The 24928-nt window shown below is 70.0% G+C and carries 23 protein-coding genes and 2 pseudogenes; 8 read left to right on the top strand and 17 right to left on the bottom strand.

Annotated features, from left to right (window positions below):
* Positions 1 to 3: 3 nt before the first annotated feature.
* A complete protein-coding gene (locus ACZ7M3_RS46125; protein WP_472071913.1) occupies positions 4 to 1893 on the bottom strand; it encodes an exo-alpha-sialidase in 1890 nt (629 codons plus the stop codon).
* Positions 1894 to 2055: 162 nt separating this feature from the next.
* Positions 2056 to 2979, bottom strand: a complete 924-nt coding sequence (locus tag ACZ7M3_RS46130; protein WP_472071915.1) for a quinone oxidoreductase family protein — start codon at positions 2977 to 2979, stop codon at positions 2056 to 2058.
* 139 nt (positions 2980 to 3118) lie between these two features.
* On the opposite strand from ACZ7M3_RS46130, the gene ACZ7M3_RS46135 reads away from it, so the two are divergent.
* Positions 3119 to 3553 carry a MarR family winged helix-turn-helix transcriptional regulator gene (locus ACZ7M3_RS46135; protein WP_472071917.1) on the top strand — a complete coding sequence of 145 codons (435 nt, stop codon included), beginning with the start codon at positions 3119 to 3121 and terminating at the stop codon, positions 3551 to 3553.
* 19 nt (positions 3554 to 3572) lie between these two features.
* Positions 3573 to 4115 carry an isochorismatase family protein gene (locus ACZ7M3_RS46140; protein ID WP_168497537.1) on the top strand — a complete coding sequence of 181 codons (543 nt, stop codon included), beginning with the start codon at positions 3573 to 3575 and terminating at the stop codon, positions 4113 to 4115.
* Positions 4116 to 4201: 86 nt separating this feature from the next.
* On the opposite strand, the pseudogene ACZ7M3_RS46145 reads toward ACZ7M3_RS46140, so the two are convergent.
* Positions 4202 to 4282: pseudogene (locus ACZ7M3_RS46145) on the bottom strand (SDR family oxidoreductase); the annotation flags it as partial.
* A 191-nt stretch (positions 4283 to 4473) separates the two neighbouring features.
* Between ACZ7M3_RS46145 and ACZ7M3_RS46150 the strand changes: the two are divergent.
* Positions 4474 to 5310 carry a LysR family transcriptional regulator gene (locus tag ACZ7M3_RS46150; RefSeq protein ID WP_472071919.1) on the top strand — a complete coding sequence of 279 codons (837 nt, stop codon included), beginning with the start codon at positions 4474 to 4476 and terminating at the stop codon, positions 5308 to 5310.
* A 91-nt stretch (positions 5311 to 5401) separates the two neighbouring features.
* Here the strand turns inward: ACZ7M3_RS46150 and fdhD are convergent, their stop codons facing one another.
* The 5 genes from fdhD to ACZ7M3_RS46175 are packed head-to-tail and all read right to left on the bottom strand — an operon-like array spanning position 5402 to position 11848.
* Positions 5402 to 6259, bottom strand: coding sequence for a formate dehydrogenase accessory sulfurtransferase FdhD (fdhD, locus tag ACZ7M3_RS46155; protein WP_472071921.1), 858 nt, complete (start codon positions 6257 to 6259; stop codon positions 5402 to 5404).
* A 7-nt stretch (positions 6260 to 6266) separates the two neighbouring features.
* The gene (locus ACZ7M3_RS46160) at positions 6267 to 7127 is read right to left on the bottom strand and encodes a 2Fe-2S iron-sulfur cluster-binding protein (RefSeq protein WP_121414451.1); all 861 of its coding nucleotides are present in this window, start codon (positions 7125 to 7127) and stop codon (positions 6267 to 6269) included.
* The gene (locus ACZ7M3_RS46165; protein ID WP_472071923.1) at positions 7124 to 8956 is read right to left on the bottom strand and encodes an NADH-ubiquinone oxidoreductase-F iron-sulfur binding region domain-containing protein; all 1833 of its coding nucleotides are present in this window, start codon (positions 8954 to 8956) and stop codon (positions 7124 to 7126) included. Before ACZ7M3_RS46165 ends, ACZ7M3_RS46160 begins: the two co-directional genes overlap by 4 nt.
* Before the next feature lie 4 nt (positions 8957 to 8960).
* Entirely contained in the window at positions 8961 to 10880 is a 1920-nt protein-coding gene (locus ACZ7M3_RS46170; protein WP_472071925.1) for a molybdopterin oxidoreductase family protein, read from the bottom strand.
* On the bottom strand, positions 10877 to 11848 hold the full coding sequence (locus ACZ7M3_RS46175) for a 2-dehydropantoate 2-reductase (protein WP_472071927.1): 972 nt from the start codon (positions 11846 to 11848) through the stop codon (positions 10877 to 10879). The genes ACZ7M3_RS46170 and ACZ7M3_RS46175 overlap by 4 nt, the downstream gene beginning before the upstream one ends.
* A gap of 666 nt (positions 11849 to 12514) precedes the next feature.
* Between ACZ7M3_RS46175 and ACZ7M3_RS46180 the strand changes: the two genes are divergently transcribed.
* Positions 12515 to 13264 carry a class I SAM-dependent methyltransferase gene (locus ACZ7M3_RS46180; protein ID WP_472071959.1) on the top strand — a complete coding sequence of 250 codons (750 nt, stop codon included), beginning with the start codon at positions 12515 to 12517 and terminating at the stop codon, positions 13262 to 13264.
* 103 nt (positions 13265 to 13367) lie between these two features.
* On the opposite strand, the pseudogene ACZ7M3_RS46185 reads toward ACZ7M3_RS46180, so the two are convergent.
* The 3 genes and pseudogenes from ACZ7M3_RS46185 to ACZ7M3_RS46195 all read right to left on the bottom strand — a co-directional run.
* A pseudogene (locus tag ACZ7M3_RS46185) lies at positions 13368 to 13958 on the bottom strand (IS5 family transposase); the annotation flags it as partial.
* Between the two features lie 653 nt (positions 13959 to 14611).
* Positions 14612 to 14830 (bottom strand): hypothetical protein, encoded by a 219-nt coding sequence (locus ACZ7M3_RS46190; RefSeq protein WP_472071929.1) that lies wholly within the window; start codon positions 14828 to 14830, stop codon positions 14612 to 14614.
* Between the two features lie 133 nt (positions 14831 to 14963).
* Positions 14964 to 15542 carry an RNA polymerase sigma factor gene (locus tag ACZ7M3_RS46195; RefSeq protein WP_472071931.1) on the bottom strand — a complete coding sequence of 193 codons (579 nt, stop codon included), beginning with the start codon at positions 15540 to 15542 and terminating at the stop codon, positions 14964 to 14966.
* Between the two features lie 141 nt (positions 15543 to 15683).
* Between ACZ7M3_RS46195 and ACZ7M3_RS46200 the strand changes: the two genes are divergently transcribed.
* Positions 15684 to 15818 (top strand): hypothetical protein, encoded by a 135-nt coding sequence (locus ACZ7M3_RS46200; RefSeq protein WP_268256109.1) that lies wholly within the window; start codon positions 15684 to 15686, stop codon positions 15816 to 15818.
* Between the two features lie 474 nt (positions 15819 to 16292).
* A complete protein-coding gene (locus ACZ7M3_RS46205) occupies positions 16293 to 17609 on the top strand; it encodes an outer membrane protein assembly factor BamB family protein (protein ID WP_472071933.1) in 1317 nt (438 codons plus the stop codon).
* Positions 17610 to 17697: 88 nt separating this feature from the next.
* Here the strand turns inward: ACZ7M3_RS46205 and ACZ7M3_RS46210 are convergent, their stop codons facing one another.
* Together ACZ7M3_RS46210 and ACZ7M3_RS46215 are read right to left on the bottom strand one after the other, a co-directional pair.
* On the bottom strand, positions 17698 to 18294 hold the full coding sequence (locus ACZ7M3_RS46210) for a phosphotransferase (RefSeq protein WP_472071935.1): 597 nt from the start codon (positions 18292 to 18294) through the stop codon (positions 17698 to 17700).
* Between the two features lie 383 nt (positions 18295 to 18677).
* Positions 18678 to 20012: an alpha/beta fold hydrolase gene (locus tag ACZ7M3_RS46215; protein WP_472071937.1), complete on the bottom strand. Its 1335-nt coding sequence runs from the start codon at positions 20010 to 20012 to the stop codon at positions 18678 to 18680.
* A 68-nt stretch (positions 20013 to 20080) separates the two neighbouring features.
* On the opposite strand from ACZ7M3_RS46215, the gene ACZ7M3_RS46220 reads away from it, so the two are divergent.
* Positions 20081 to 20698 (top strand): TetR/AcrR family transcriptional regulator, encoded by a 618-nt coding sequence (locus ACZ7M3_RS46220; protein ID WP_472071939.1) that lies wholly within the window; start codon positions 20081 to 20083, stop codon positions 20696 to 20698.
* A 544-nt stretch (positions 20699 to 21242) separates the two neighbouring features.
* On the opposite strand, the gene ACZ7M3_RS46225 is transcribed toward ACZ7M3_RS46220, so the two are convergent.
* From ACZ7M3_RS46225 to ACZ7M3_RS46240, 4 genes are all read right to left on the bottom strand, one after another.
* The gene (locus ACZ7M3_RS46225; protein WP_472071941.1) at positions 21243 to 21449 is read right to left on the bottom strand and encodes a hypothetical protein; all 207 of its coding nucleotides are present in this window, start codon (positions 21447 to 21449) and stop codon (positions 21243 to 21245) included.
* Positions 21450 to 21542: 93 nt separating this feature from the next.
* A complete protein-coding gene (locus ACZ7M3_RS46230) occupies positions 21543 to 21671 on the bottom strand; it encodes a hypothetical protein (protein ID WP_472071943.1) in 129 nt (42 codons plus the stop codon).
* Positions 21672 to 21774: 103 nt separating this feature from the next.
* Positions 21775 to 22878, bottom strand: a complete 1104-nt coding sequence (locus tag ACZ7M3_RS46235; protein WP_472071961.1) for a class I SAM-dependent methyltransferase — start codon at positions 22876 to 22878, stop codon at positions 21775 to 21777.
* A 613-nt stretch (positions 22879 to 23491) separates the two neighbouring features.
* Positions 23492 to 23965, bottom strand: coding sequence for a MerR family transcriptional regulator (locus tag ACZ7M3_RS46240; protein WP_472071945.1), 474 nt, complete (start codon positions 23963 to 23965; stop codon positions 23492 to 23494).
* A gap of 28 nt (positions 23966 to 23993) precedes the next feature.
* Here ACZ7M3_RS46240 and ACZ7M3_RS46245 point away from each other — a divergent pair, with 28 nt between their 5' ends.
* Positions 23994 to 24764, top strand: coding sequence for a methyltransferase domain-containing protein (locus ACZ7M3_RS46245; protein ID WP_472071947.1), 771 nt, complete (start codon positions 23994 to 23996; stop codon positions 24762 to 24764).
* Positions 24765 to 24928 lie beyond the last annotated feature (164 nt).

Here is a 24928-nt window from a genome sequence, read left to right on the forward strand (position 1 = left end):
ACGTTAGTGGCCGCCGCGCACCCGGTCCATGGGCAGATACAGGACGGTGTCCCGGGTCACTTCCGCGGAGGGCGGCGCGGACAACTCGTCGTCGCTCAACGCACGGTCGTAGAGGCGTACTTCGTCGATCGCTCCCGTGAAGTACGCCCGGCTGTCCATCCGTTGCCCGACATGGACCCCGAACGGCGAGTTGCGGCTGACCGAACCGGGCACGTCCGAGGCGCCGACCGCCGTACCGTCGACGGAGAGCGTGAGCAGTCCGCCGCCCCGGCGCAGGGCCAGATGATGCCACTGCCCGTCGTTGTAGGCGCTCGCGGTGCGCACGGAGGCGGAGGTCGGGGCCGCGGCTCCGTTCCTCGTGGTGATCAGCGCGGTGATCCGGTGGGACGCGGGCTCGGCGCGCATCCACACCTGTGGCTGCGTCGTCCCGATCCCGCCCATCCACAGCAGCGGCTGCTCCCCGCCGGTGGCGGTGTAGCGGAACCACAGCGACGCGGTGAAGTCCTTCGTCCCGAGCGGGAGTCGGTCCTGATACGGCAGGCGTACGGCGTCGTCGGCGCCGTCGAACTCCAGCGCGCCACCGCGCACGCCCGCCGTCTCCCCGGCGCCGCCGAGGACCGCGGCCGGTTGGGCGTGCCGGGCGAGGTCGGCGGTCGTCGGGTCGGGGCCGCGGCGCGGGGTGAGCCAGTCCTCGGTGAAGCGGGCGAAGCGGACCTCGTCGCGTGCGTCGACCGCGCCGCCCTCGTACAGCAGCCCCACGGCGCCGCCGCCGATCCCGACCAGGTCGGAGTAGCCCGACCAGTCGGTGGTCACGACCGTGCCGCGGTCCACGCTGTCCCAGGTGCGCCCGCCGTCGTACGAGGAGCGGATCATCATGGTCCTGCGGCGGTCGGGGTCGCCGGGACAGGCCAGCAGGATGCGGTCGCCGAGGCGGAGTACGGAGCCCTGGACCTGGGGCGCGTAGAGGCCGGGGAGGTCGCGGAAGGGCGCCGTGAAGCTGTCGCCGCCGTCGCGGCTGACGGTCTGGGTGCGGTGGCCGAGGTCGGTGCCGTCCTGCTCGCGCCCGCTGACGAGGACGGACCCGTCGCCGCGTTCCGTGAGCGTCAGTTCGGACGGCTTCTGACGGAAGGTGCCGTCGTCCGCGATCGGCCAGGAGTCGCTCGCGCCGATCCGCCAGTGGTCGCCGCCGTCGTCGCTGGTGATGAGGGCGGCGTTGTTGGCGGTGACCCGACTGCCGTTCCAGGTTTCGGTGTTGACGCCGAAGACGAGCCGCCCGGCGTGCCTGCCACGGGTCAGCTGGATGCCGTGCACAGGGCCGGTGGCGTACCAGGAGTTCCAGTTCGGTGGGAGGATCTCGGCGCTCAGGTCGCGCGGCGCGGACCAGCTGAGGCCGTCGTCGTCGCTGTACTGGAGATGCGGGGTGCGGTCGCAGGGGACGTCGCAACCGCGCCCGTCCGTGCGGCCCGTGTTGTACGTCTCCGCCAGCACGATACGACCGGTCTCGCGGTCCACGATCGGGGCGGGGTTGCCGTGGGTGTCGCCCGCCCCCTCGTTGACGACCTGGAGCGGTCCCCAGGTCCGGCCGCCGTCGGTCGACCGTTTGACGACGATGTCGATGTCACCCGCGTCGCCGCAGTCGTGCACGCGCCCCTCGGCGAACGCCAGCAGGGTGCCGTGGGTGCTCCGCACGACGGCCGGGATGCGGAAGCAGGCGTAGCCGGGATCCTGGGAGGCCCGGAAGAGCACCTGTTGCTCGAACGACGCACCGGCCGCACCGGACGCGTCGGCCGCGGAGGCCCTCGCGGGGCTCGGCAGCGCGAGCACGCACAGTGCGGCGGCCGCGAGGACGGCGGTCAGGGTCGATCTGAGACGTGCGCGCAGACGTGCCGACATGGTGCGACCTGCCCTTCGTGTGTCTGGGCAACCAGGGTGATCTGGACATCCGACATCCGACATCCGACGTCCAATGTGTGTGCCGCAGACGCTACTTGGGCCCTCAGCGGCCCCACAAGAAGCGAGCACAGGTCGTGTTCACGCCAAATCTGAACTCGTCCGTCAGGGGCGCAGTACCACCTTCCCCAGGTTGGTCCGTGACTCGATCGCCGCGTGCGCCCTCGCCGCGTCCTCCAGGGCGAACTCCCCGTGCACGGCGGGCCGCAGGGCTCCCTCCGCGAACAGTCGCCACAGTTCTTCGCGCCACCGCTCGTACCGCCCCGGCTCGTTCCGGGCGATCCGGGCCATCTGGAAGCCGATCACGGACTTGGCGCCCACCAACAGGTCGTACGCCCGCACGCTCCCGCCACCCGAGCTGTACGGGACGAGCCGCCCGCCCGGGGCGAGGGCGGCGACGGCCGGGGTGAGCAGGTCGCCGCCGACCGCGTCGAGAACGTAGTCGACGGGCTCGCCCCAGTCCTCTGAGTCGTACGCGATCACCTCGTCCGCGCCGAGCCCTCGCACGAACTCCGCCTTGCCGAGGGTGAGTGCGGACACGGCCCCGACGACACGTGACGCGCCCCGTAGTCGGGCGAGTTGGACGGCGAGATGGCCGACCCCGCTCGCCGCGCCGGTGATCAGCGCCGCCTCGCCGGGTGCGGGGCGCGCCGTCCTCAGGGCGCCGAGCGCGACCAGCCCGCCGCGGACGAGGGTGACGGCGTCGACCGCGCTCGCAGCGGCCGGGACGGGGGAGGCCATGGTCTCGTTCAGCAGGGCGTGGTCGGCGTACCCGTGCCCGAAGCAGAGTCCGGTGACGCGGTCGCCCGCCGAGAAACGGGTGACGCCCGCGCCGACGGCGACGACCTCGCCCGCGATCTCGCCGCCCAGCGGGATCGGCTCCGCGGCCTCGGTGACCTTGCGGACGACGGGGAGGGTGACGCCGATCGCCTCGGTGCGCACCAGCAGTTCGCCGGGCCCGGCGGTGGGTACGGGGACGTCCTCCAGGAACAGGGGGCCACCGGTGCGCTCGTATCGGACGCGACGCATCGCACCTCCAGGGGCGAGGGGTGAGGAGTGAGGAGTGAGCGGGTGAGGAGGCGAGGGGGTGAGTCCTCAGGTCGTTGGGAGTCCCAACGGTAGCGGACATTCATTGGGGTGCCCAACGGTTTTTCGCTAGGCTGGCTCCATGTCCGCCCCCCTGTCCGCCATCCGCGCCCTCCCCAGCTGGCTCCTCGGCCGCACCGCCGCCCGCGCCCGTGCCCTCGTCGCCGAGGCGCTGGCGGCCGAGGGTCTGAAGATGTGGGATCACGTGGTGCTCTCCGCCGTCTCCGACCTCGGCCCCGTCGCCCAGGCCGAACTGGGCCGCAGCATCCAGCTCGACCCCAAGGACCTGGTCGGTGTTCTCAACGACCTCCAGGGTGCGGGCCTGGTCCTGCGTGAACCCGACCCCAGGGACCGGCGCAAGAACGCGGTGTCCATCACCGAGGAGGGCGCACGCCTTCTCGCGCGCTGCGAGCGGGCGGCGCGCGAGGCCAACGACGCCCTCCTCTCGCCGCTCTCGGGGGCCGAGCGGAAGCAGTTCATGGGCCTGTTGATCCGGATTTCCGGTACGGACGGCTGATGAAGGCTAACGTTCCGTCATGACCGCACCCGAAACCGAACCCCGACTCGCCCTCGACCCCGCGCGCACCGCCCTGGTGCTCGTGGATCTGATGGAGCGCATCGTCGGACTGCCCGTGGAACCCCGCAAGGGCACCGAAGTCCTCGCCGCCGCCGAGGAGTTGGCGGCCACCTTCCGCAAGGCGGGCGCGCTCGTCGTGCTCGTCCGGGGTGAACGGCCCGGGCTGCCCGAGCAGCCGCCCGGCAGCGGACTCGTCGCCGGGCTCGCGGTGGAGGGCGACCTCGAGGTCGTGAAGCGGACCATCGGCGGGTTCCAGGGCAGCGGTCTCGACGAGCGGCTGCGGGAGCGCGGCATCTCCACCCTGGTGTTCGGCGGGATCGCCACCAACCTCGGCGTCGAGTCCACCGCCCGAGCCGCCGGCGACCTCGGCTACGACCTCGTGTTCGCCGAGGACGCGATGGCGGCCCTCACCGCGCCCGAACACGAGGCGTCGGTCCGCCTCGACTTCCCACGCCTGGGCACGGTCGTGACCGCCGCGCAGGTGCACTTCAGCGCGGGCTGAGGCGCGGCGCGGGGCAGGGTTCGGAGGAGGCATGCCTCCGCCACGTCCTCGGGCTCCCTGCCCCGCCCGACCGGCAGCGACTGCGCGGCGGACGCGAACAGGCCCTCGCGGTCGGCCTCCGGCAGCTCCCGCCACATTTCGGTGCGGACCACGCCGGGGGAGACCACGTCGACCCGGATCGGCGCCGGCTCCAGTGTCAGCGCGCGAGGGAACCGCCCTTCCTGATCGACGGTGCGCCGTACCCGACCGCCCCGTACGCGCCCCCGAACGGGGTGTCCCGGATTCTCGCAGACTCATCCCCTTTCGCCAGGCGCGATACCCTGAAGGCATCGCCACCGGGACGACGGAAGAGGCGGCCATGGACCTCGACCTGCGGAAGATCCGCTACTTCGTGGCGGTCGCCGAGCTGCTCCACTTCGGCCGCGCGGCGGAGCGACTGCACATCGCTCAGCCGGTCCTGAGCCGTCAGATTCGCGCCCTGGAGAATGACCTGGGCGCACTGCTCTTCGAACGCGACAGCCATGGTGTGACCCTGACGGCAGCCGGGCGTCAACTGCTCGACGACGCACGGCAGTTGCTCGCCATCGCGGACGCCACCAGGCTCCGGGTGCGCCGGGCCGTCGGCGGACCACGCCGGCTGGTCGTCGGCTTCCGGGCCGGCGTCGTCGTGACCCGCGCCCTGCGCGCCTTCGGGGCCGCCCACCCGGACGTAGAGGCGCTCGCCCGACGCGTCGAATGGGACGACCAGGAGCGGCTGATCCTCGACGGAACCGTCGACCTCGCCTACGTACGCCGCCCGATCCGCGAGCAGGGCCTCACACTGCTGTCGCTGTTCAGCGAGGCGCGCGTGGCGATGCTCCCCGCCGACCACCGGCTCGCGGGCAAACCGGAACTCGCCCTGGCCGACCTGGCGGACGAACCGCGCCTGAGGTACGCCGACCCCCGTCCCGGCGAGCTGCCGATCCGCACCATCGAAGAGAAGTTCGAGTCCGTGGCGAGCGGGGCCGGCATCACGCTCGTACCGGAGTCCGTCGCCGAGCAGTACTCGCGCCCGGACATCACCTACGTACCGGTGCCGGACGCGGAGCGCGACGAGGTGCTGCTCGCCTGGGAGGCGAGCCGGCGCTCGTCCCTGATCACCGCCTTCGCCCCGCTCGCGCCCCTCGCCGACCCGGCGCGGGCCGAGGAGCCGTGAGCCCGGTCGCGGCGGGCTGAGGCGGGGCCCCTACGGCGCAGGGGGCGCTCCCCGCCGGTCGGGGCCCCGCCGCCGTGCCGCGGGGAGCCGGTCAGCCCTGGGCGGCCGCGGCCCGCAGGGCGATGCGGTGCTCGCCCGCGTACACGTTCATGGAGGGGCCGCGCAGGAAGCCCACCAGGGTCAGCCCGGTCTCGGCGGCCAGGTCCACCGCCAGCGAGGACGGTGCGGAGACCGCCGCCAGTACGGGGAGGCCCGCCATGACCGCCTTCTGCGCCAGCTCGAAGGAGGCCCGGCCCGACACCAGCAGGATCGTGCGGGAGAGCGGGAGGTCGCCGCGTTGCAGGGCGCGCCCGACCAGCTTGTCGACCGCGTTGTGCCGGCCCACGTCCTCCCGTACGTCGAGCAGCTCCCCGTCCTCCGTGAACAGGGCCGCGGCGTGCAGACCCCCGGTCCGGTCGAAGACCCGCTGGGCCGCGCGCAGCCGGTCGGGGAGGCCGGCGAGGAGAGCGGGCTCCAGCCGGACCGGGGGAGCGTCGGCGCCGTCGTCGATGGCCCAGCGGGCCGTCGTACGGACCGCGTCCAGGCTCGCCTTGCCGCACAGGCCGCAGGACGAGGTCGTGTAGACGTTGCGCTCCAGTGTGATGTCGGGCAGCACGACGCCCGGCGCGGTCCGGACGTCCACGACGTTGTACGTGTTGGAACCGTCGGCGGTGGCGCCCGCGCAGTAGACGATGTTCTGCACCTCGTCGGCCCGGCCGAAGACCCCCTCGCTGACGAGGAAGCCCGCGGCGAGCGCGAAGTCGTCGCCCGGGGTGCGCATGGTGATCGCGAGCGGTTTCCCGTTGAGGCGGATCTCCAGTGGCTCCTCGGCGACGAGCGTGTCGGGGCGGGAGGAGATGACCCCGTCCCGGATGCGGATCACCTTGCGTCGTTCCGTGACTCGTCCCATGTCCTGATCAGTCCCGGTTCTGTACGTGCTGGTAGCCGAAGCGGCCCTTGATGCAGAGATTGCCGTGGGTCACCGGGTTGTCGTGCGGGGAGGTGACCTTCACGATCTCATTGTCCTGCACGTGCAGGGTGAGGTTGCAGCCCACTCCGCAGTACGCGCACACCGTCGTCGTCTCGGTCTGCGCCGACTCGTCCCATGTACCCGCCGCCCGCATGTCGAACTCCGACTTGAAGGACAGCGCCCCCGTCGGGCACACCTCGATGCAGTTGCCGCAGTACACGCACGCCGAGTCCGTCAGCGGGGCGTCGTGCTCGACGGCGATCCGGGCGTCGAAACCGCGCCCGGAGACCGAGATCGCGAAGGTGTTCTGCCACTGGTCGCCACACGCGTCGACGCACTTGTAGCAGAGGATGCACTTGTCGTAGTCGCGGACGTAGAGGCCGTTGTCGATCTTCGGCTCCTCGTCGAGGCGCGCCGCGTCGGGGCCGAAGCGGTCCGGTTTCGCCTCGTACTCCTTGATCCACCCGGCCACCTCCGGAGTGGTCGACAAGTCGACCGAGGAGGCGAGGAGCTCGATGACGACCTTGCGGCTGTGGCGGGCGCGCTCGGTGTCCGTCCGTACCTCCATGCCCGCCTCCGCCTTGCGGGAGCAGGCCGGGACGAGGGTCCGGGCGCCCTCCAGCTCGACGACACAGACCCGGCAGGCGTTCTTGGGGGTGAGCGTGTCGCCCTGACAGAGGGTGGGGACCTCCTTGCCCGCCGCCCGGCAGGCGTCGAGGATCGTCGAGCCCTCCGGAACCCTGGCCTCCTGCCCGTCGAGGGTGAACTCGACGAGCCGACGCGGCACTCCCAGCGGTATCGCGGTCATTCGTAGGCCCCCAAGCGGTCGATCGCGGATTCCACGGCGTTCCACGCGGTCTGCCCGAGACCGCAGATCGAGGCGTCCCGCATCGCGCGACCCACCTCCCTGAGCAGGGCGAGGTCGTCGGCCGCCGCGGCGCCCCTCCGCTCGACGATCCGGTGCAGTGCCTCCTCCTGCCGTACGGTCCCGACCCGGCACGGCACGCACTGCCCGCACGACTCGTCGCGGAAGAACTCGGCGATGCGCAGCAGGAGGCGGGGGAGCGGGACCGTGTCGTCGAAGGCCATGACCACACCCGAGCCGAGGGTCGTGCCCGCTGCCCGGGTGCCCTCGAAAGTGAGCGGGATGTCGAGTTCGTCGGGCCGTACGAAACCGCCCGCCGCGCCGCCGAGCAGCACCGCGCGCAGCCGCTCGCGCAGGCCCGCCAGTTCCAGCAGCTCCCCCAGCGTCGCCCCGAACGGCAGTTCGTAGATTCCGGGCCGGTCCACGCTGCCCGACACGCAGTACAGCTTCGGGCCGGTGGAGCCCGGGGTGCCCATCGCCGCGTAGGCCTCGGCTCCCCTCGTCAGGATCGGCAGGACGTTCACCAGGGTCTCTACGTTGTTCTCGGCAGTGGGTTTGCCGAACAAACCCTTCTCCACAGGGAAGGGCGGTTTGGAACGCGGCTCTCCTCTGTACCCCTCGATCGAGTTGAACAGGGCGGTCTCCTCGCCGCAGATGTACGCGCCCGCGCCCCGCCGGATCTCGATGTCGAAGGCGTACCCCTGGCCGAGGACGTCCTCGCCGAGCAGACCACGCGCGCGTGCCTGCCCGAGGGCGTGCTCCATGCGGTGCAGGGCGCGCGGGTACTCGCCGCGCAGATAGAGGTAACCCTTGTGCGCCCCGACGGCGTACGCCGCGATGGTCATCGCCTCGACGAGGGCGTACGGGTCGCCCTCCATGACGACCCGGTCCTTGAAGGTGCCCGGCTCGGACTCGTCGGCGTTGCACACCAGGTAGTGCGGATGGTCGGGCTGGGACGCCGTGGCCTGCCATTTGCGGCCGGTGGGGAAGGCGGCGCCGCCGCGCCCGACCAGGCCCGCGTCGGTGACCTCGCGGATGACTCCGGCCGGCCCGAGGGCGAAGGCCCGCCGCAGCGCGGCGTACCCGCCGTGTGCCCGGTAGTCGTCGAGCGAGGCGGGGTCGACCACACCGACACGGCTCAGCAGCACGAGGGAGGGATCGCCCGCCTGGGGTACCGCGAAGGCCGCGGGCGGCTCCTCGGGCGCCGAGTCGGGGGCGCTCGCCGCCTCCGCCGCCCGCGCGACGGTGGTGGGCGCCGACACGGCCGTACGCACCGGATCGCCCGCCCTGACCGCGAGGGCCGCCGGAGCGCGCTCGCACAACCCCAGGCAGGGGCTGCGCTCGACGCCGACGCCGCTGCCGGGCCCGAGGAGGGCCTCGACCCCGGCGCACAGCTCCGCCGCGCCCGCCGCCGCGCACGCGAGATCCGTGCAGACGTGGAGTACGGTCGCGGGGCGCGGTTTCACCGAGAACATCGCGTAGAAGGTCGCGACCCCGTAGGCCTCCGCAGGCGGTACGGTCAGCCGGCGGCACAGGTAGTCGAGCGCGCCCTCGCTGATCCAGCCGATCCGGTCGTTGACGGCGTGCAGCCCCGGCAACAGCAGGTCGCGGCGTTCGCGGGCCTCCCGGCCGCCGCGCGCCCACCTGAGGTCGGCGGCCCTCATCTCATCGCGGGCGGCGCCCTCCCACGAGGACTCCGGAGGACCGAGCAGCGCGTCGATCGCCGCCCGCTCCTCGTCCGTCGGCTTGCTGTCACCGAAGTGCAGATCCACCACATCACCTCACTTGAGTCGCGACCGGCAGCTTCTCGATCCGGATGGCCGACGCCTTGAACTCCGCCGTCCCCGCGATCGGGCAGTTCGCCTCGATCGTCAGCTGGTTGGTGTCCACCTCGTCGGGAAAGTGCATGGTCATGAACGCAAGGCCGGGCCGCAGCGCGGTGTCGATCCACACGGGTGCCAGGACGGATCCCCGGCGCGAGGAGACCTGGACCTCCTCGCCCACCACGACCCCGTAGTGCTCGGCGTCCTCCGGACAGAGCTCGACATATTCGCCGCGCCGCAACGGCGAGGCGAAACCACCGCTCTGCACCCCGGTGTTGTACGAGTCGAGCCGCCGCCCGGTGGTGAGCCGGATCGGATACTCCTCGTCCGTCAGATCCACGGGCGGGTCGTGCTGGACGATCCCGAACGGCGCGAGCCGACCGCGCTCGGCGGGGTCCGAGGCCCACAACCGGCCGTGCAGATAGGTGGGTTCGAGCCGCCCGATGTCGGGGCAGGGCCACTGGATGCCCTGGTGCTCCGCCAGCCGTTCGTACGTCATCCCGTAGTGGTCCGGCGACACCGACCGCAGCTCGTTCCAGACGGCCTCGGCGTCGGCGTACTTCCAGTCGTGCCCGAGGCGCGCGGCGAGGTCGCAGAGGATGTCGATGTCCTCGCGGGCCTCACCGGGCGGTGTGACCGCCGCGCGCACCCGCTGCACACGCCGCTCGCTGTTGGTGGTGGTGCCCTCGGTCTCCGCCCACCCGGCGGTCGCGGGCAGCACGACGTCCGCCAACTGGGCGGTCTTCGTGAGGAAGATGTCCTGCACGACGAGGAAGTCGAGGGCGCCCAGCCGCCGTACCGCCTGTTCGCTGTCCGCCTCCGACTGCGCCGGGTTCTCGCCGATGCAGTAGACGGCCTTGAGCGTGCCCTCCTCCATGGCCTCGAACATCTCCGTCAGGTTCAGGCCGTAGTGCGGCTGGATGACGGTGTTCCAGGCGGACTCGAACTTCAGCCGCGCCTCGGGGTCGAGGATGTCCTGGAAGCCGGGGAGGCGGTTGGGGATGGCGCCCATGTCGCCGCCGCCCTGCACGTTGTTCTGTCCGCGCAGGGGCTGGAGCCCGGAGCCGTGGCGGCCCACGTGCCCGGTCAGCAGGGACAGGTTGATCAGCGCGCGGACGTTGTCGGTGCCGTTGTGGTGCTCGGTGATGCCGAGGGTCCAGCACAGCTGGGCGCGCTCGGCGCGGGCGTACGCGTGCGCCAACTGCCGTATGGCCGCCGCCGGTACGCCCGTCACCTTCTCGGCGAGCGACAGCGTCCAGGGCTCGACGAGCGCCTTGTACTCCTCGAAGCCGCTGGTGGCCCGCTCGATGAAGGCGTGGTTGGCGAGGCCCGCGTGGATGATCTCGCGGCCGATCGCGTGCGTCATCGGGATGTCGGTGCCGACGTTCAGACCGAGCCAGCTCTCCGCCCACTCGGCCGTGGACGTACGGCGCGGGTCGACCGCGTACATCCGGGCGCCGTTCCTGATCCCCTTCAGCACGTGCTGGAAGAAGATCGGGTGGGCGAAGCGGGCGTTGGAGCCCCACATCACGATGAGGTCGGTCTCCTCGACCTCCGCGTACGAGGAGGTGCCGCCGCCGGAACCGAAGGCGGCGCTCAGGCCCGCGACGCTCGGGGCGTGGCAGGTGCGGTTGCAGGAGTCGACGTTGTTCGTGCCCATCACGACCCGGGCGAACTTCTGGGCCACGTAGTTCATCTCGTTGGTCGCGCGGGCGCAGGAGAACAGGCCGAAGGCGCCGCGGGCGGCACTGAGTCCGGACGCCGCGCGGGTCAGGGCCTCGTCCCAGGTGGCCCGCCGGAACGGCTCGTCGCGCGCGTCACGGACCAGGGGGTGCGTGAGCCGGGCGTAGACCTTCGATTCACGTTTCCTCATGCGGCGCTCCTCAGCGCGAGCAGGTCCGAGATGGCGTGGACGGTGCGCAGGGTGGGCACCTCGACGCCGGTGATGTCCGCCAACTCGACGACCGCCGCCAGCAGTACGTCCAGTTCGAGCGGCTTGCCGCGCTCCAGGTCCTGGAGAGTGGAGGTGCGGTGGTCGCCGACGCGCTCGGCGCCGGCCAGCCGCCGTTCGATGGAGACGCCCACCTCGCAGCCGAGCGCCTCGGCGACCGCCAGCGTCTCGGTCATCATGATCTCGATGACCTTGCGGGTGCCGCCGTGCAGACACATCTGCCGCATCGTCGCGCGGGCCAGCGCGCTGATCGGGTTGAAGGAGATGTTGCCGAGCAGCTTGAGCCAGATGTCGTTGCGCAGGTCCCGTTCGACCGGGCACTTGAGGCCGCCGGCCGTCATGGCCTCGCTGAACGCCGTGCACCGCGCGGAGAGGGTGCGGTCGGGCTCGCCGACGGAGAACCGGGTGCCTTCCAAGTGCCGTACGACGCCCGGTCCTTCCAGCTCGGTCGCGGCGTACACGACACACCCGATGGCCCGCTCGGGCGCGAGCACCGCACTGACCGCGCCGTCCGGGTCCACGCTCTCCACCCGGTGGCCGTCGTGCGGGCCGCCGTGCCGGTGGAAGTACCACCAGGGGATGCCGTTCTGGGCGGCGATCACCGCCGTGGTGTCGTGCAGCAAAGGCTCGATCAGCGGCCCGCACACCGCGTACGAGTTGGCCTTCAGGCCGAGCAGGACATAGTCGACCGGGCCGACCTCGGCCGGGTCGTGGGTGGCATGGGCGCGCGCGGTGAAGTCGCCACGCGGACTCAGGACTTGGACTCCGTGCTGCCTCATGGCCGCGAGATGCGGTCCACGGGCGATGAGGTGCACATCGGCGCCTGCGCGGTGCAGCGCGGCGCCGACGTAGGCGCCGATCGCACCGGCGCCGAGAACGGCGACTTTCACTGTGGCTCGCTCCGTTCGGTCGAGGGTACCGAGGAACTGCCGAACTCTGTCGACGAAATATTGTCTACAGTATGGAACTTGAGGCGGCAAGGCTTCGCACAACACCTCGACGGACCACTGTGACCACGAGCGGTAGGTGGCGGTTCCGATCGTTGGTCGGCGAGCGGTAGCGGCGTGCTGGTCTGATCGCGCTTGGTTGTGATCGGTTGGGGAGATTGGTGTACGCCGCGTACGACGTGGTGCGGTCCTGAGGCGGTGGCAGCTGAAACCGGACGCCCTCCGACCCTTCCCGGGACGGGGCGTGATCTTCCGCCGCTTCGCCGCGGTCCAGCTCATCCAGAGGGCCACGGGCATGCTGTTCGAGGAAGCCGCGCTTACTTCCTCGGCATCCCGACTGCGGTTCAGCGACTGGACACTCAGCCTTGAGGAGTGGAGAGAACTCCGGGCTGGCCTCCGCCGTTCCCGACGCAACCCACCACGAGGTGCCTGCCGGCGTGGGAGAGGCACATGTCACGTCGTGTGTCGGCCGGCACATAGAGCATCGCCGGTGCTCCTCGGGGGTGCCGGCATGGGGTCAAGTCGGAGCTCGAACCGGCGGCGCACCCTCATCTTGACTCTGAAAAAGTGCGTTGCCGTTCCTGGAGTGGTGGGAAATCATCGCTGGTCATGCTTCAAAGTGAGATTTGGGATGACCAGGCCGCTCAGAGCTATGACTCCCCTGGGACCGGTATGTTCGCGCCGACGGTGCTGAGGCCGACCGTGGACCGACTCGTGGAGCTCACCGACGGCGGGCGGGCGCTGGAGTTCGCCATCGGGACCGGGCGGGTGGCAGTGCCCCTCGCGGAGCGCGGAGTCCCGGTCAGTGGCATCGAGCTGTCGAAGCCGATGATCGATCAGCTCCGCACCAAGGCAGACGACGCGGCCGTCCCGGTCGTCGTCGGCGACATGGCCACTGCACGAGTTCCGGGCGAGTTCCAGCTCGTCTATCTCGTCTACAACACCCTCTCCAACCTGCTCACGCAGGCCGAGCAGGTTGCCTGTTTTCGAAACGCCGCACGCCACCTCGCGCCGGGCGGGCGGTTCGTCGTCGAGCTGTGGGTCCCCGAACTTCGCAAGCTGCCGCCAGGTCAGCAGGCCGTGGTCTGGGAGTCGGTGACGGGCTACATCGGGCTCGACACCTACGATGTCCTTCGCCAGCAGGTCGTCTCGCACCACTTCCGGTTCGACACCGAGGCCGGCCGCGAGGCCCGGTTGTTCCGCAGCCCGCACCGATACATCTGGCCGGCTGAACTTGACCTGATGGCCGAGCTGGCCGGAATGACACGGGAGTCCAGGCATGCCGACTGGACGGGAAAGGAATTCACTGCGGAGTCGCGCTCTCATGTCTCGGTCTACAGGATGGCCGGCCCGCTCTGACCGGGCGAGTCTCCGAGGCCGGCGGCTCGTGATTGCCAGGACGCCGGCGCGTACCGGGCTGTGCTCACTGGGCGGTGCGGGTGAGGTCTTTGATCCAGATCATTCAAGCGCGCAGGTGGAGGCCAGTGAGGTAGCTGTCCGGGCTCTTGTCGTACCGGGCGGCGATGCCTCGCCAGGCCTTCAGCTTGTTGATCAGGCGCTCGACGGTGTTCCTCTCCTTGTAGAGGGCGGCGTCGTGGCTGACCGGACGGCCGCCCCTGCGCCCCTTCTTTCTCCGGTCGGCGGCCTGGTCCCTCTTCTCCGGGATGACCGCCTTGATGCCGCGTTGCCGCAGGTGAGCCCGATTGCTTCGGGACGGATAGGCCTTGTCCCCGGCCACCGTGTCGGGTCGAATTCGGGGGCGGCCGACGGGGCCGAGGACACGTGTCTTCCCCAGCACCGGGCTGTCCGCCGCCTGGCCTGCGGTCAGGACGAACGCCGGCGGGCGGCACTTGCGGTCGGAGGCGACGTGGACCTTGCTGGTCTGCCCGCCTCTGGAGCGACCGAGGAGAGCGGCCTTCAGTCGCACTTTTCGCCGCGCCGGATGCGTCGTCGCTCTTCCCGCGTCCCGCCACTGCCGGAAGCGGTTGTAGACACTCGGCCAGGCGCCGAACTCCTTCGGCATCTCCGGCCACTGCCCACCCGTCCTGAATCGTTAGATCCCCCCTCGAACTGCACCGCCACGAGGGTAAAACCCGCAGTTTGATCACGACTCGATGCGCGCCCTGGGACGCCTCCGTCCTGAAGGCGGCGCGACTGGCGGCGTCGGAGGCGCCATTGTGGTACTCCAGGCGTGAGCCGAAGCGGCAGAGAGGTACTGGCGGCAGAGCACAGATCTTGTCGTGCTCCCCTCTTCGGGTCTCGCGCCTGTGATGCGGGAAGCCCTCGGGTTGATTTCTGGGGCCATCGAGGTCCGCGCCCCAGCCCTGTCGGCTGTCTCTGGTCGAAGGGCAAGGCCGTTTGACTCTCCGTGGGGCCAGCGCCGCTCACGAGTGACAGCCGGGCCAGACGTCGACGTCCACGGCTGACGGCTTTCGTTCTTGGTCCCCGATGATGCGGTGTGCCCTCCCCGCCAGGCAGGGATGCTTGGCGGGGAGGGCACAGCGATGGTGAATGACCTGCCCAGCCCCCGAGGCGGTGCAGATCCAGCTCTACGGGCGGGCCCCCGTACCGTCCGTACAGCTGCATGCGGTGTTGCTGAACGTGCCCGACAGGCGGGCAGAGGTGAACAGCACCGTGACCAAGGTGCTGCCTGCTCGGCTCGGCTGTGGGCTGACGAGTGCGCCGGGAGGCTTCATCGGCGGCCCGTCACCAGACGATCGAGCCGGTGTGCAGTCCGGTCTCGTTCCGCGTCACCGATTCGTCCCCGCTGACGCCTGCTTCGGCCTGGTCCGCGGCATCCGACAGCGCGCGATACACCACGTCCCAGCCGGGTGCCCCGTGTGGGGAGTTCTCGACGAGCCGCTCTCCCTCCCGCAAGTAGGCCAGCATCCTCTCGTGAGGAGAGGAGCGCTTCTCGTGCTCCATTTGCATCCCCTTTTCCGTGTCCCGTTTCTTCGTCTGTGGGAAGCAGCTCGCTCCCTTCGTGTCGGGAGCGGTAGGTCCCGAGTCGGGACCACGGGTTTCGCCTCTCGCGACCACCGTGGCCCCGAGAGGCGAGCTACTGCTCTGCGTGCGGTTCGGATATGCGCTTGGCCTTGGTCTCTGCCTTCTCCAAATCCCTGGACACGGTCGCGGATGAGACCTTCAGCAACGCTGCGATCTCAATGCCCTTCAGGCCCCAGACGTGGGTCAGTTCCCAGACCGTCGCCTGCCTCTCGTCACGGATCGCGGCCTTCACCGCGGCCAGCAGTTCGAGGTATTCCAAGCCCGCGGTGATGTCGTACGGAGCTGTGGTGTCCGGCCACGGCCTGCCGCCCTCCGGGAGCTCGCCCGAGGGCCGTTCCAGCTGTGCCCGCATCCGTCCCAGTTCCGAGAGGACCTTGTTGCGGGCCACGACGGTGGCGTACACGATGACCGGCTTCCTGAACACGGTGCCCCTGCGGAATTCCTGGATCACCGCGAGACAGGCTTCCTGGGTGACGTCGTGGGCCAGGTGGTAGTCACGCGTCATCCGCATCACCACCGTCAGAAGCCGCGGATGGACCTCTTTCAGTACCTCGCTCAGCTTCGCCTCCTGTTCACGGGACAGCCGGTCTCGTGGCCGCGCGGGACCCGCTCCTCCTGAGTTGGTTGCCATGGGCCGTCCTTCCACCGGACTCAGGCGGGGATGGACCCCGCAGAGGTTGGTTGGTAGTAGGACGCGCAAGAGGCCAACTTCTTTCATCCGCCGCAACGTTGGCGGCGTAAAATTTCCCGCGGCACGGCAGTCCTGACAGGCATGGACACTCGAACCGCGCTTGCGCTGGCGCTCGGCGCGCTGGCCGTCTACGCCGCATACCGCAATCCTGAACTCGGCACTGCCATCGGCATCGGCGTCATCGTCGTGACCCTGCTCTTGGCGTTCTTGAAGTAGCGCGGCCGGCCGCCCCAGGTCCGCTTTGCCGAGACGGCGTGGACGGCCGTTGCTGATGGCAGATGGACGCGAGTGGTGCGGCGAGTGCCTCTGCCTGGATGAAAACCACTGGTGCGCGCCGCCACGCGAAGGAATCATGAGCTGCCGCCGTCCTCGCCCGGGATGGCGGTCGTTCATGGGCCGCCCCGGGAGGGACTCTGCATGACCCCATTGCCGATGGTCCGACGCGTGCTCGGCGACGGGCCCTTCGCTGAAATCGGAGAGCCCGCTCTGGCCGTCGTCGACGATCGCTCGCGGATGGTCGCTGTGGGCGGGGACGTCGGGGCAGTTCAGTGGAACGGCAGTGGGACCGCGGACTGCAGATGGACGGGGCACCGGATCGGTGTCTATGAGCGGGACGGATTGCGGTGCCGGCATCTGGTGAGGTCCTGGTACCCCGTACGATCTCTCGCCTTCCACCCCGTTCTTCCCCTGTTGGCCGTCGGCACGGGACGCTACGACGGCGGCTACTCCTTCGAAGGCGAGCTGCTGCTGATACACCTCGGTTCCGGCAACGTGGTGTCCGCGTTGCAGCATCCGCGGGAGGTGCTCAGCGTCGAATGGCGCAGTGAGACAGCACTGCGTCTGGTCCTGGCCCCGTGCGATGACTGGGACAACGCGCACGCACACAAGCAGGGACATACGGTCCTTGTCACTCGCGCAGACTGGGGCGCGGTCGAACAACGGGCGATCGGTGCTGAAGAAATGGCAGCCCCCGCGGAGCCGGCCGTTCAGTCAGATCACAGCGCGGAGACCCGCCGACTTCTCGCGGGCCTCGCGGCCGCCGCCGGTCGGCAGTGGTCTGTACGTCTACGGGTGTGGGCTGTCGAAGGCATGGAGGACGGTCGCGTGCTGGCCGCTCTGGACGGGGTCCTGGCGGAGTCGTGGCTGCCGTCAGGAGACCGGGAGTGGGCGGTGGAGGACGAGGAAGGCGGCCGCCAGCTGGTTCTGGCTTCCGACGGAATATCGGTCTGGGCCAACGCCGAACGTCGCAGTCGCCGGAAGGAAGGACGCTGGGAGACGTCCGCGCCTCGGCTCGCCAGGATCGCCGTCGACGCAGGGCAGGTGCTGGAGACCCTGAGCCCGGGCGGGTGCGTGGTTCTCGTCACAGGCGGCCAGCGGACGATCCTGAGGCCGTTGGACGGCCGCAGCAAGCGTCCCGCGCGGCTGATGATGTACGACCTCGAAAGTCCGGTGGACGGTCCCGAGGTAGGCCGCTTCGACCTGTTCAATCACGGGTTTGCAGTCCGGTGCGCGAGTCGCCCGTATGTCCTGGTAGGCACTGACCTGGATAAACCGCACAAGGACAAGTGGATCGCGGCCGTGGGCGCCGACGGGACATTGCGGTGGCTCTTCCCGCACTCCTGGGTGCCGCAGGAGCATCACTTCGGGGGTCCGGCGGTCGAGATCGGGCAGTCCCTGGTGTATGCCGGCGCCGTCCACCATGGGCATGGGCTCCAACCTGGTGGCGCCTACGTCGTACGGCGATCCTTGAACGGCGCGGTGCAGTGGCGGTACCGGACCGATCATCCCGCCACCGCCCTTGATGCTGACGCAGATACGGTCTACGTGGCCTACAACTCCGGAGCCCTGACAGCACTGGACGCCGGCAGCGGCTCGGTGCGATGGCACACCGAGCTTGAGGTCGGCGGAGCACCGACCACCGCACTTTCTCTCGCTGTAGCGTCCCAAGGGCATTTGCTCGTCGGGACCGTCGACGGCCGCATCCTGGAGTGTTCAGTTCGCGGGTGACGCAGCGGGAGCAATCACTCGGAGCTGGCGATGCGGCTCAGAATGGGCTGGTGAGCCGGCCGGAGCGCGCCGTTTGGCCCGCGTCGCCTCACATCAGGGATCTCAGCACGTCGACCTCACAGCCCGGCGCGAACGGGTCGAAGCCGTGCTCGATCAGCCAGCGAACTGCCAGCAGGCTTCGCAACGACCACCACGCGTGGATCACGTCGAGGTCGATGTCGGTGCCATAGCCGGCGACAACGTCGTCGAGGTGCTCTTCGTGTCCGAGCGTAAAGGTGGCGAGGTCGTACAGGGCATCACCCTGGCCCGCCTCGGACCAGTCGATGATGCCCGTGACCTCGTCGCCGTCGACGAAGACGTGCGCGATCTGCAGGTCGCCGTGCGTGAACGCCGGAGTCCACGGCCGGAGCGCGGCCTCGGCGACCTGGCGGTTGCGGGTGACCAGGCAGCGGGCAGGACACCGTTCGTCACGAGCAACTCGCACTCGTCGTCGAGTTCCGCCGCCAGCGCGACGATGCTCCGGCCGGCCCGCCCTGGCAGGGGCGGCAGGGGCGCTTCGTGCAGCTTCCGGATGGCGGCGCCCGCCGCGGCCCACGCCGCCGGCGACCCGGTCGACGGCCCGCCGAGGCGCCCGAGCGTCGTCCCCGGGAGTGCGGCGATCGCGAGCACGGGCGGCTTGCGCCACAGGACCTTCGGGGTCGGGACCGGCGCGAGGGACATCGCCTCGACCTCGACGTCGATGCGCGCCTGATCGGCGTCCACCTTCAGGAACACGTCACCGACGCGCAGGGTCGCGCGCTCGGAATGGGCGACGACGACTTTGACCTCTTCCATGGGCGACCAGTATCCCGGGGATGATCGCCGACGTCGCCGGGTTTATCGCGTGCGATTACGCGGCTGACCGCGTCCCGATACCCGGCGGCCTTGTGCGCGACACCGACCTCTGACCAGGTCAAGCCCACCACTTTTGTTAGGAGTTCTTAGAGGTCGTCCTTGGCTGTACCTGGCGCAGGGCCCGGACGGCTTCGAGGGTTCACCCGTCGTTGCCGGTGACGGGCTGCACCGTCGTCATTTGTGGTCGCGCAGGAAGGTAGGGATCTCGTCGCGGGTCGGGTAGTTCGGCAGGGGTGCTGGCTTGTCCTGAAGGAACGCGGTGATGACGGCGGCGGCTCGGTCGTTGTTGTCGTCGAGGCCGTTCCACATGTGGTGTCCGACTCCGGGCATGTACTGCGCGCGTTGGATGGCGGGGTCATTGGCAAGGGTGGCGGTCGCCCATTGACGGACCTGGGAGGAGCACTCGGCGATCATCAGCATCGCGGGGGCCCGGGACTGGCGCAGATGCGGTGCGATGGAGGGCGAGTCCTTGACCGTCTGCTGGATACGGAGGCTGGCGGCTGGGCTGAAGGAGAAGTTCTGTGCGGTGTCCTCGGCGGGGATGCGGTGCGCGTCGCGCGCGCAGTAGGCGGATGCGGTGTCGCTGCCGAGGTCGGCGGCGGTGAAGGCGTTGTCGCCTTCGGCCTGTCCGATCAGTTTGGTGTCGGGGGTGAGGAGCCCGAGTCGCATGAGGCCGAACGCCACGGCATACCGGGGGACGTGCGTCGATCGCGGTCCGGTCATGGCCGGCGCGAGGCCGCGCGCGGATTTTCGGCCCTTGTGCCCGGTGATGTGAGCGGTGGGGCCGTCCATGGGGCCGGGCTCGGCGATGATCGCCCGGTGCAGGCGTGCGGCGACGCTCGGGTCGGCCAGGGCTCGGGTGAGCACGGCCCCGCCTGAGGAGAATCCGAGGATGTCGACCTTGCCCTTGTTCAGGCGGTCGACGAAGGCGGCGAGGTCGCGGACCGACCTGGAGATCGTGTACTGGCCCATGGGGAGCAGGTCGCTTCGTCCGCCACCGGCCTGTTCGTAGGCGTAGACGTCGTAGCCCTGGTGTGCCAGGAGTTGCAGGAACCGGTGGTCGAGCACCGAGATGCCACGGACCGGTCCGCCGTTGAGGTACACGAACGGGATGGGATGCCGGGGGCCGGGGTTCGCGGGCGGGTAGTGATACACCGCGACCCGGCTGCCGGTGGACAGGCTCAAGTGCTGCGTGGTCACGAACGGCAGGGCGGGCGGGTACCGCCGGGCCGTCGGTACGGTCGAGATACAGACCGACGCCGTCAATGCCGCCGCGACAACCACCGGCAGGAACGGCACGAGCCGCGCCGGCCAAGTGCGGCGCCGACCCAGCCACATCGCGAGGACAGCTCCGACTCCAAGGGTCGTCAACCATGCGGCGAGCCCCGAGCCTGCCCCATCTGTGAGGGCGATCAGTGCGAGAAAGACGACGACCAGCATCGTGACGGCGGCCAGGGCCAGCAGTAAGCGTCCGGTGAAGCGGACGAGACGTATGGCGGATGTGGGCACGGCGTACCTCCGACAGTTTCAGAACGCTGTTTCAAAACGACGTTATCAGAGGGGGTAGGCTGCTGGCCGTGGGTAGGCCGAGAACAAACGACGAGGCCGTCAAAGAGCGGCTTGTGGAGTGCGCGACCGAGATGCTCGCTACCCGTCCGCGGGAGTCGCTCACGGTCCGCGCCGTGGCCGCTGCCGCCGAGGCGTCGACGACGGCGGTGTACTCCCTGTTCGGCGGTAAGGACGGGCTGATCGGTGCGGTGCGCGACAGAGCCGTCGCCGGCCTGTTCCAGGACCTGTCGGCGGCGCAGACCTCCGCGGACCCTCTCGCCGACCTCTACGCGCTGGCCGTCGCCTACCGTCGCTGGGGGCGCGGACACAGCCACCTGTACACGGTGCTGTTCGGTGGTGTGCAATCCTTCGACCCGTCGGGGGAAGTCGGTGCCAGTGACCCGATCCTTCCGCTCCTCGCGGCGATCGATCGCGCGGTGGCGGCGTCCGTCCTCGTCGGCGAAGCAACGTCGATCGCCCTGTCGATCTGGGCCACCCTGCACGGGCTCGTGACTCTCGAACTGGCCGGGGCCCTCGACACCGCCACGGCCGAGGCCGCCTTCCGATCGGCGATTCACGCCACGTTGCGCGGATGGACGACCCCGGCGGTGTTCCGCAGCCTTCGCCAAGCCGAACTCGCTCCTTGACTGGATCAGGGCCGGTATCCGGGCCCTCCCGGTCCCTGCTGGGGCGGGGGTGCGTGGTCGGTGAAGACCGGCATGCCAAGGTCAACCAGTTGCGGCCGACCATCGGCCGGAGCCCGTTTGAGGCTGTTGAGCTTCGCCATCGCAGCGTCGAAGCCGGCCTGGAGCCCCTCGACCTCACCGAGCCAGCCGTCGGCGCGGACCTCGCGGATGCGTTCTCGGAGGTTCTGGATGATTTCGTACGAGGCGTGGCCCCTGATAGGGATCCATCTGAGGGACGGGGCATCGGATGCAGGCGTGCTCGTGCTTGCAGGGGGTTCCGTAGGGTCGCCCGCAGGTGCCCAATGACACCTTGCGGAGCTCGAAGTGCTGCTGGAAGTGGTGCCACTCCTGCTCGGTGGGCTCGCGGTACTCGTCCTGCGGTCGATCAGCCCGGCGCCGGTCGAGGCAGCCCCGGTAGGTCCGCACAAGCTGGTAGCGGGCGCCGTCGATGGCCGGCTCGGTGCCCAGGGCGCGCGCTCAGGCGGTGATGCCGTCGGTGTCGTGTTCACCGACGCGCAGGATCAGGCTGTGCAGGGGGCGGCCCGGCTCGGGGCAGATGCTGCGGGAGATCGAAGCCGGTCAGCGGCAGGTCGGGGTGGTCCTGCAGGAGGCGTCGGCCGACGGCGAGCTGCTCGTTCTCGCGGGATCCGTACCGCTCCAGCTGCGCCAGCAGCTGCTGGGCTCGCGCCGGTGCCGGTGGGCTGAGGGGCATCTGTGGCTACTTGGTGAAAAGGGGAGCGCCGCGCCCGCAGTGGTGGCGCGCGGCGCTCCGGGTTGTGTGGCTGGTGGTGTCGGCGGAGTGTGTTCAGACGGTCGTGCTGGTGCGGGCGATGGTGTCGGCGACGTGCAGCAGCGCCGCGGTGTTGCCGTGGATGGCGTTCGCGATCTCTTCGGCGTGGGCGTTGTTGAGTCGGTCGGTGTTGAGGCTGTCCATCGTGCGAATCGCCTCAAGGCGGTAGTCGCGGCGCGGCGCAGTCCCGGCGCATGCGGGCCTGGTCGGCGATACGGGCGTCGTAGGACGGTACGGGTCGCGAGGGTCAGTCCCGGCGGGCCACCAGCCGGTAGGCGTTGGAAAGGCCCAGGGGCCGGGCCACGCGTTTGACGACGAGGCGGTCCAGCAGCCTGCCCAGGAGCAAGGCCGGGATGCCGGCGATCACGGTCATGGCGCGCAGTGTGCGCCGAAGGCGGGACGGCGGGACCGGCAGCCAGGGCAGGTCGTCGCGCGGTGCGACCGCGTCCAGGGCAAACCAGACGGCGGCCAGCAGGTCGACGGGGTCGTGGGGTTCGGCGTGTTGCTCCGCGACCACCGTGAAGCCGAGGTCCGTGAGACGAGCACGCAGGTTCTCGACCGGGACGAAGTGCAGGTGCTGCGGCTGCAGCCAGGGCAGCCACCAGCGGCCGAGAAGGCGGGCATAGCGGCTGTCGGGGTCCGGGACCTCGATCAGCAGGTGGCCGCCGGGTCGGACGGCCCGGTACGCCGCCTGAAGTTCGCGGGCCGGTTCCGTGCTGTGCTCCAGATAGTGGAACATGCTGACGACGTCGTAGCCGTCGGCGAGTTGCTCAGCCAGCTCGGGAAAGCTGCCCCGGTGGCCCTGGTCCACGCGTCCGGCGCGCTCGGCGAGTTCGGCGCCGTCGGTGAAGTCGAGGCCGTCGAAGCTTGTGTCCGGGAAGACAGTGCGGGCCGCCTCACAGAAGTGGCCGTGACCGGTGCCGACGTCCAGCCAGTCCTTGGGCGTGGGGGCGAAGGGGACCAGGGACTCGGCACGCTGCACGTACATTTTCGTCCGGCTTGCGAAGGTCATGGCGAGCTGCTTCTCGCCCAGGCCGTCATAGAAATCGCGGTAATAGAACTCCAGGCCGGCCTCGCTGAGTCGCGGATTCTGGAAGGTGTGCCGACATCCCTCGCACCGGTCGAGGACGAAGCGGCCTGGCTTGTGCTGGATCAGGTCCGTGGTGCGCAGCCGCGTCGCCAACCGGGTCGAGCCGCACCACGGGCAGGTGTCGCGCCGGGGTTCGAAGAAGCGGTCCAGGCCTTCGGCGAGGTCGGCCCGGTAGACCGGGCGCAGCGCGGCGACCTGCTCGGCTCGGCCCGGGGACACGGGCTCGTACTCGTGGGTGCGGTTCTTGTGGTCGTTGCTCACTGGTCCTCCTTGGCCGAACCGGACCCTGACGCCCGCGCCCGCGTCGGTCACCTGTCCGGCCACGACCGGCTGGTCATCGCGGATGGGAGCCACGACGAGGGGGACGGCGTGCCAGAGGGCCTCGCACATGCTGTTGTTGTGACTGGCGTGGCAGGTTACCGCGTCCACCCGTTCCAGGAGCGGGAGTTGAGGACTGAGGCGGAGAACGAGGACGTCCTTGTCGTGGATGTCGGCGCCGAGCGCGCGGCCCGGGTCGACGATCACCTCTGCCGGGCAGGACCAGGCTGTCGTGGGTGGTGGCCGCGGTGGTGGCCACGTCCGTGATTATGTTGGGGCCGTCGGGAGCACAGGTCTCGGTCAGGTGAACGGAGAACCCCTTCCAGCAGGACCGGACGTGCGGTCTACTCCGTGCCGGTAGAGGTGTTCCAGGAGCCGGACGGCGTCGTTTCCAGTGGCAAGGATCCTGGTCTTGGGCTTGGTGGGGTTCTTGCCCAGGCGAACTCGCTTACGCGGTCGTTACCACTCCGTCCGGACCACCAGTTGATCACGACTCGATACGCGCCCTAGCGCCAAGTCCGCCGCAGAAAAACCTGGTTGAGTGAGCTGTGCCGTCTCATGAGGTTGGTGCCACGGCCACGGCCACGGCCTCGGTCACCGGCTCTCCGGCCGGACTTCGATGGCCGGCCCGCTCGGCGATGAGCCGCCGGTAGTTCGGGCACTGGGTGACGTCCTCGTACTCGCAGTTCAGGCCGCCCTCGATGAGCTCCAACGAGGCCTGGGCCGCTGCGATTCTCGACCGGAGTTCCTCAGCCGCCGGATGCAGGATCTCGTGCCGGGTGGTGCGGTCGACGGTTGCGGACAGGCTCCTGATGGTGCTCAGACCAAGGCCGGCCTCCTTCAAGATGAGGATCGTCGCCACGCGGGTGAGGTCGTCCGCACCGTAACGGCGGCGCCCGCCGGCGTCCCGTCCGGGGTGCAGCAGGCCCATCGCCTCCCAATGTCGCAGCACGTGCGTGGCCAGGCCGAACCGTGCCGCGAGGGCGCCGATGCTCAACGTGCCGGCGCCGCCGTCTCCGCTTGACTTCATGCCGACATTAAGTCGCAGCATGACGTCCATGTCCAAGAATCAGGAAGCGGTGGAAGAGCACCGCGACACCGAAGCCCTGCTGGCCGTCCTCGACGCTGCGGACCAGATGCCGAGCGCCACTCGGCTGCGGGCCCGTTCCTACGAACTGCTGTCTCTCGTCCCGGACTCGACCGTAGTGGACGTCGGCTGCGGCGCCGGACGAGCCGTCGCCGAGCTGGCCGAACGCGGCATCCACGCGGTGGGCGTGGACCCCAGCCCGTGGATGCTGGCCGCGGCCCAGGAGCGGTGGCCGGAGGCCGAGTTCCTGGAGGCGGGGGCGGAGGATCTGCCGTTCGCCGACGGAAGTGTGCGCGGCTACCGTGCCGACAAGGTCTTCCACGTACTTCAGGAGCCAGGGCGCGCGGTGGCGGAGGCACGACGGATCCTCTGCCCGGGCGGCAGAATCGTCCTGATCGGTCAGGACTGGGACGCCATCATGATCGACTCGGATGACGCGGCGCTCACCCGCACGATCGTGCACGCCCGCGCCGACCTCCTGGGCACGCCCCGCGCCGGCCGTCAGTACCGCAGCCTGCTCCTGGCCGGCGGCTTCGACGATGCCACGGTCGAGGTGCACACCAGCGTGTTCACCGACCCCGCGACGCTGTCGCTGCTCGCGAGGCTCGCCGAGTCGGCCTGCGCCGGCGGCGCCGTCGGCCGTGACCAGGCGAATCAGTGGCTTGCCGAACAGCGCCGACGCGCCGAGGCCGGCCGCTTCCTCGTCGCCATTCCGTTCTTCGTGGCCTCCGCCTCCGCCTGAAGTGCCGTCCGGCCGCCTGCATCGGAAGCCGTTCGAGAACTTCGTGGAACCAACGTCTTGAGACACCACAGGTGTATTGACCTGTGAGGTTGGGGACGCGGCTGGCGGGTGGTTGACCTTTCAGCGCGGTGTGTCCGCGGTGGTGATTGTAGGTGTGCAGCCAC

Source organism: Streptomyces sp. NPDC111656, assembly GCF_055656965.1.

Bases quoted from the DNA above. Each gene is read 5' to 3' on its own strand.
- ACZ7M3_RS46140 (WP_168497537.1), top strand. From the start codon at position 3,573: ATGACCGCACCCGAAACCGAACCCCGACTCGCCCTCGACCCCGCGCGC.
- ACZ7M3_RS46180 (WP_472071959.1), top strand. From the start codon at position 12,515: ATGCTTCAAAGTGAGATTTGGGATGACCAGGCCGCTCAGAGCTATGAC.
- ACZ7M3_RS46135 (WP_472071917.1), top strand. From the start codon at position 3,119: ATGTCCGCCCCCCTGTCCGCCATCCGCGCCCTCCCCAGCTGGCTCCTC.
- ACZ7M3_RS46240 (WP_472071945.1), bottom strand. From the start codon at position 23,965: ATGAAGTCAAGCGGAGACGGCGGCGCCGGCACGTTGAGCATCGGCGCC.
- ACZ7M3_RS46200 (WP_268256109.1), top strand. From the start codon at position 15,684: ATGGACACTCGAACCGCGCTTGCGCTGGCGCTCGGCGCGCTGGCCGTC.
- fdhD (WP_472071921.1), bottom strand. From the start codon at position 6,259: ATGGGACGAGTCACGGAACGACGCAAGGTGATCCGCATCCGGGACGGG.
- ACZ7M3_RS46225 (WP_472071941.1), bottom strand. From the start codon at position 21,449: ATGCCCCTCAGCCCACCGGCACCGGCGCGAGCCCAGCAGCTGCTGGCG.
- ACZ7M3_RS46125 (WP_472071913.1), bottom strand. From the start codon at position 1,893: ATGTCGGCACGTCTGCGCGCACGTCTCAGATCGACCCTGACCGCCGTC.
- ACZ7M3_RS46150 (WP_472071919.1), top strand. From the start codon at position 4,474: ATGGACCTCGACCTGCGGAAGATCCGCTACTTCGTGGCGGTCGCCGAG.
- ACZ7M3_RS46160 (WP_121414451.1), bottom strand. From the start codon at position 7,127: ATGACCGCGATACCGCTGGGAGTGCCGCGTCGGCTCGTCGAGTTCACC.
- ACZ7M3_RS46170 (WP_472071925.1), bottom strand. From the start codon at position 10,880: ATGAGGAAACGTGAATCGAAGGTCTACGCCCGGCTCACGCACCCCCTG.
- ACZ7M3_RS46195 (WP_472071931.1), bottom strand. From the start codon at position 15,542: ATGGCAACCAACTCAGGAGGAGCGGGTCCCGCGCGGCCACGAGACCGG.
- ACZ7M3_RS46230 (WP_472071943.1), bottom strand. From the start codon at position 21,671: ATGGACAGCCTCAACACCGACCGACTCAACAACGCCCACGCCGAAGAG.
- ACZ7M3_RS46245 (WP_472071947.1), top strand. From the start codon at position 23,994: ATGTCCAAGAATCAGGAAGCGGTGGAAGAGCACCGCGACACCGAAGCC.
- ACZ7M3_RS46190 (WP_472071929.1), bottom strand. From the start codon at position 14,830: ATGGAGCACGAGAAGCGCTCCTCTCCTCACGAGAGGATGCTGGCCTAC.
- ACZ7M3_RS46130 (WP_472071915.1), bottom strand. From the start codon at position 2,979: ATGCGTCGCGTCCGATACGAGCGCACCGGTGGCCCCCTGTTCCTGGAG.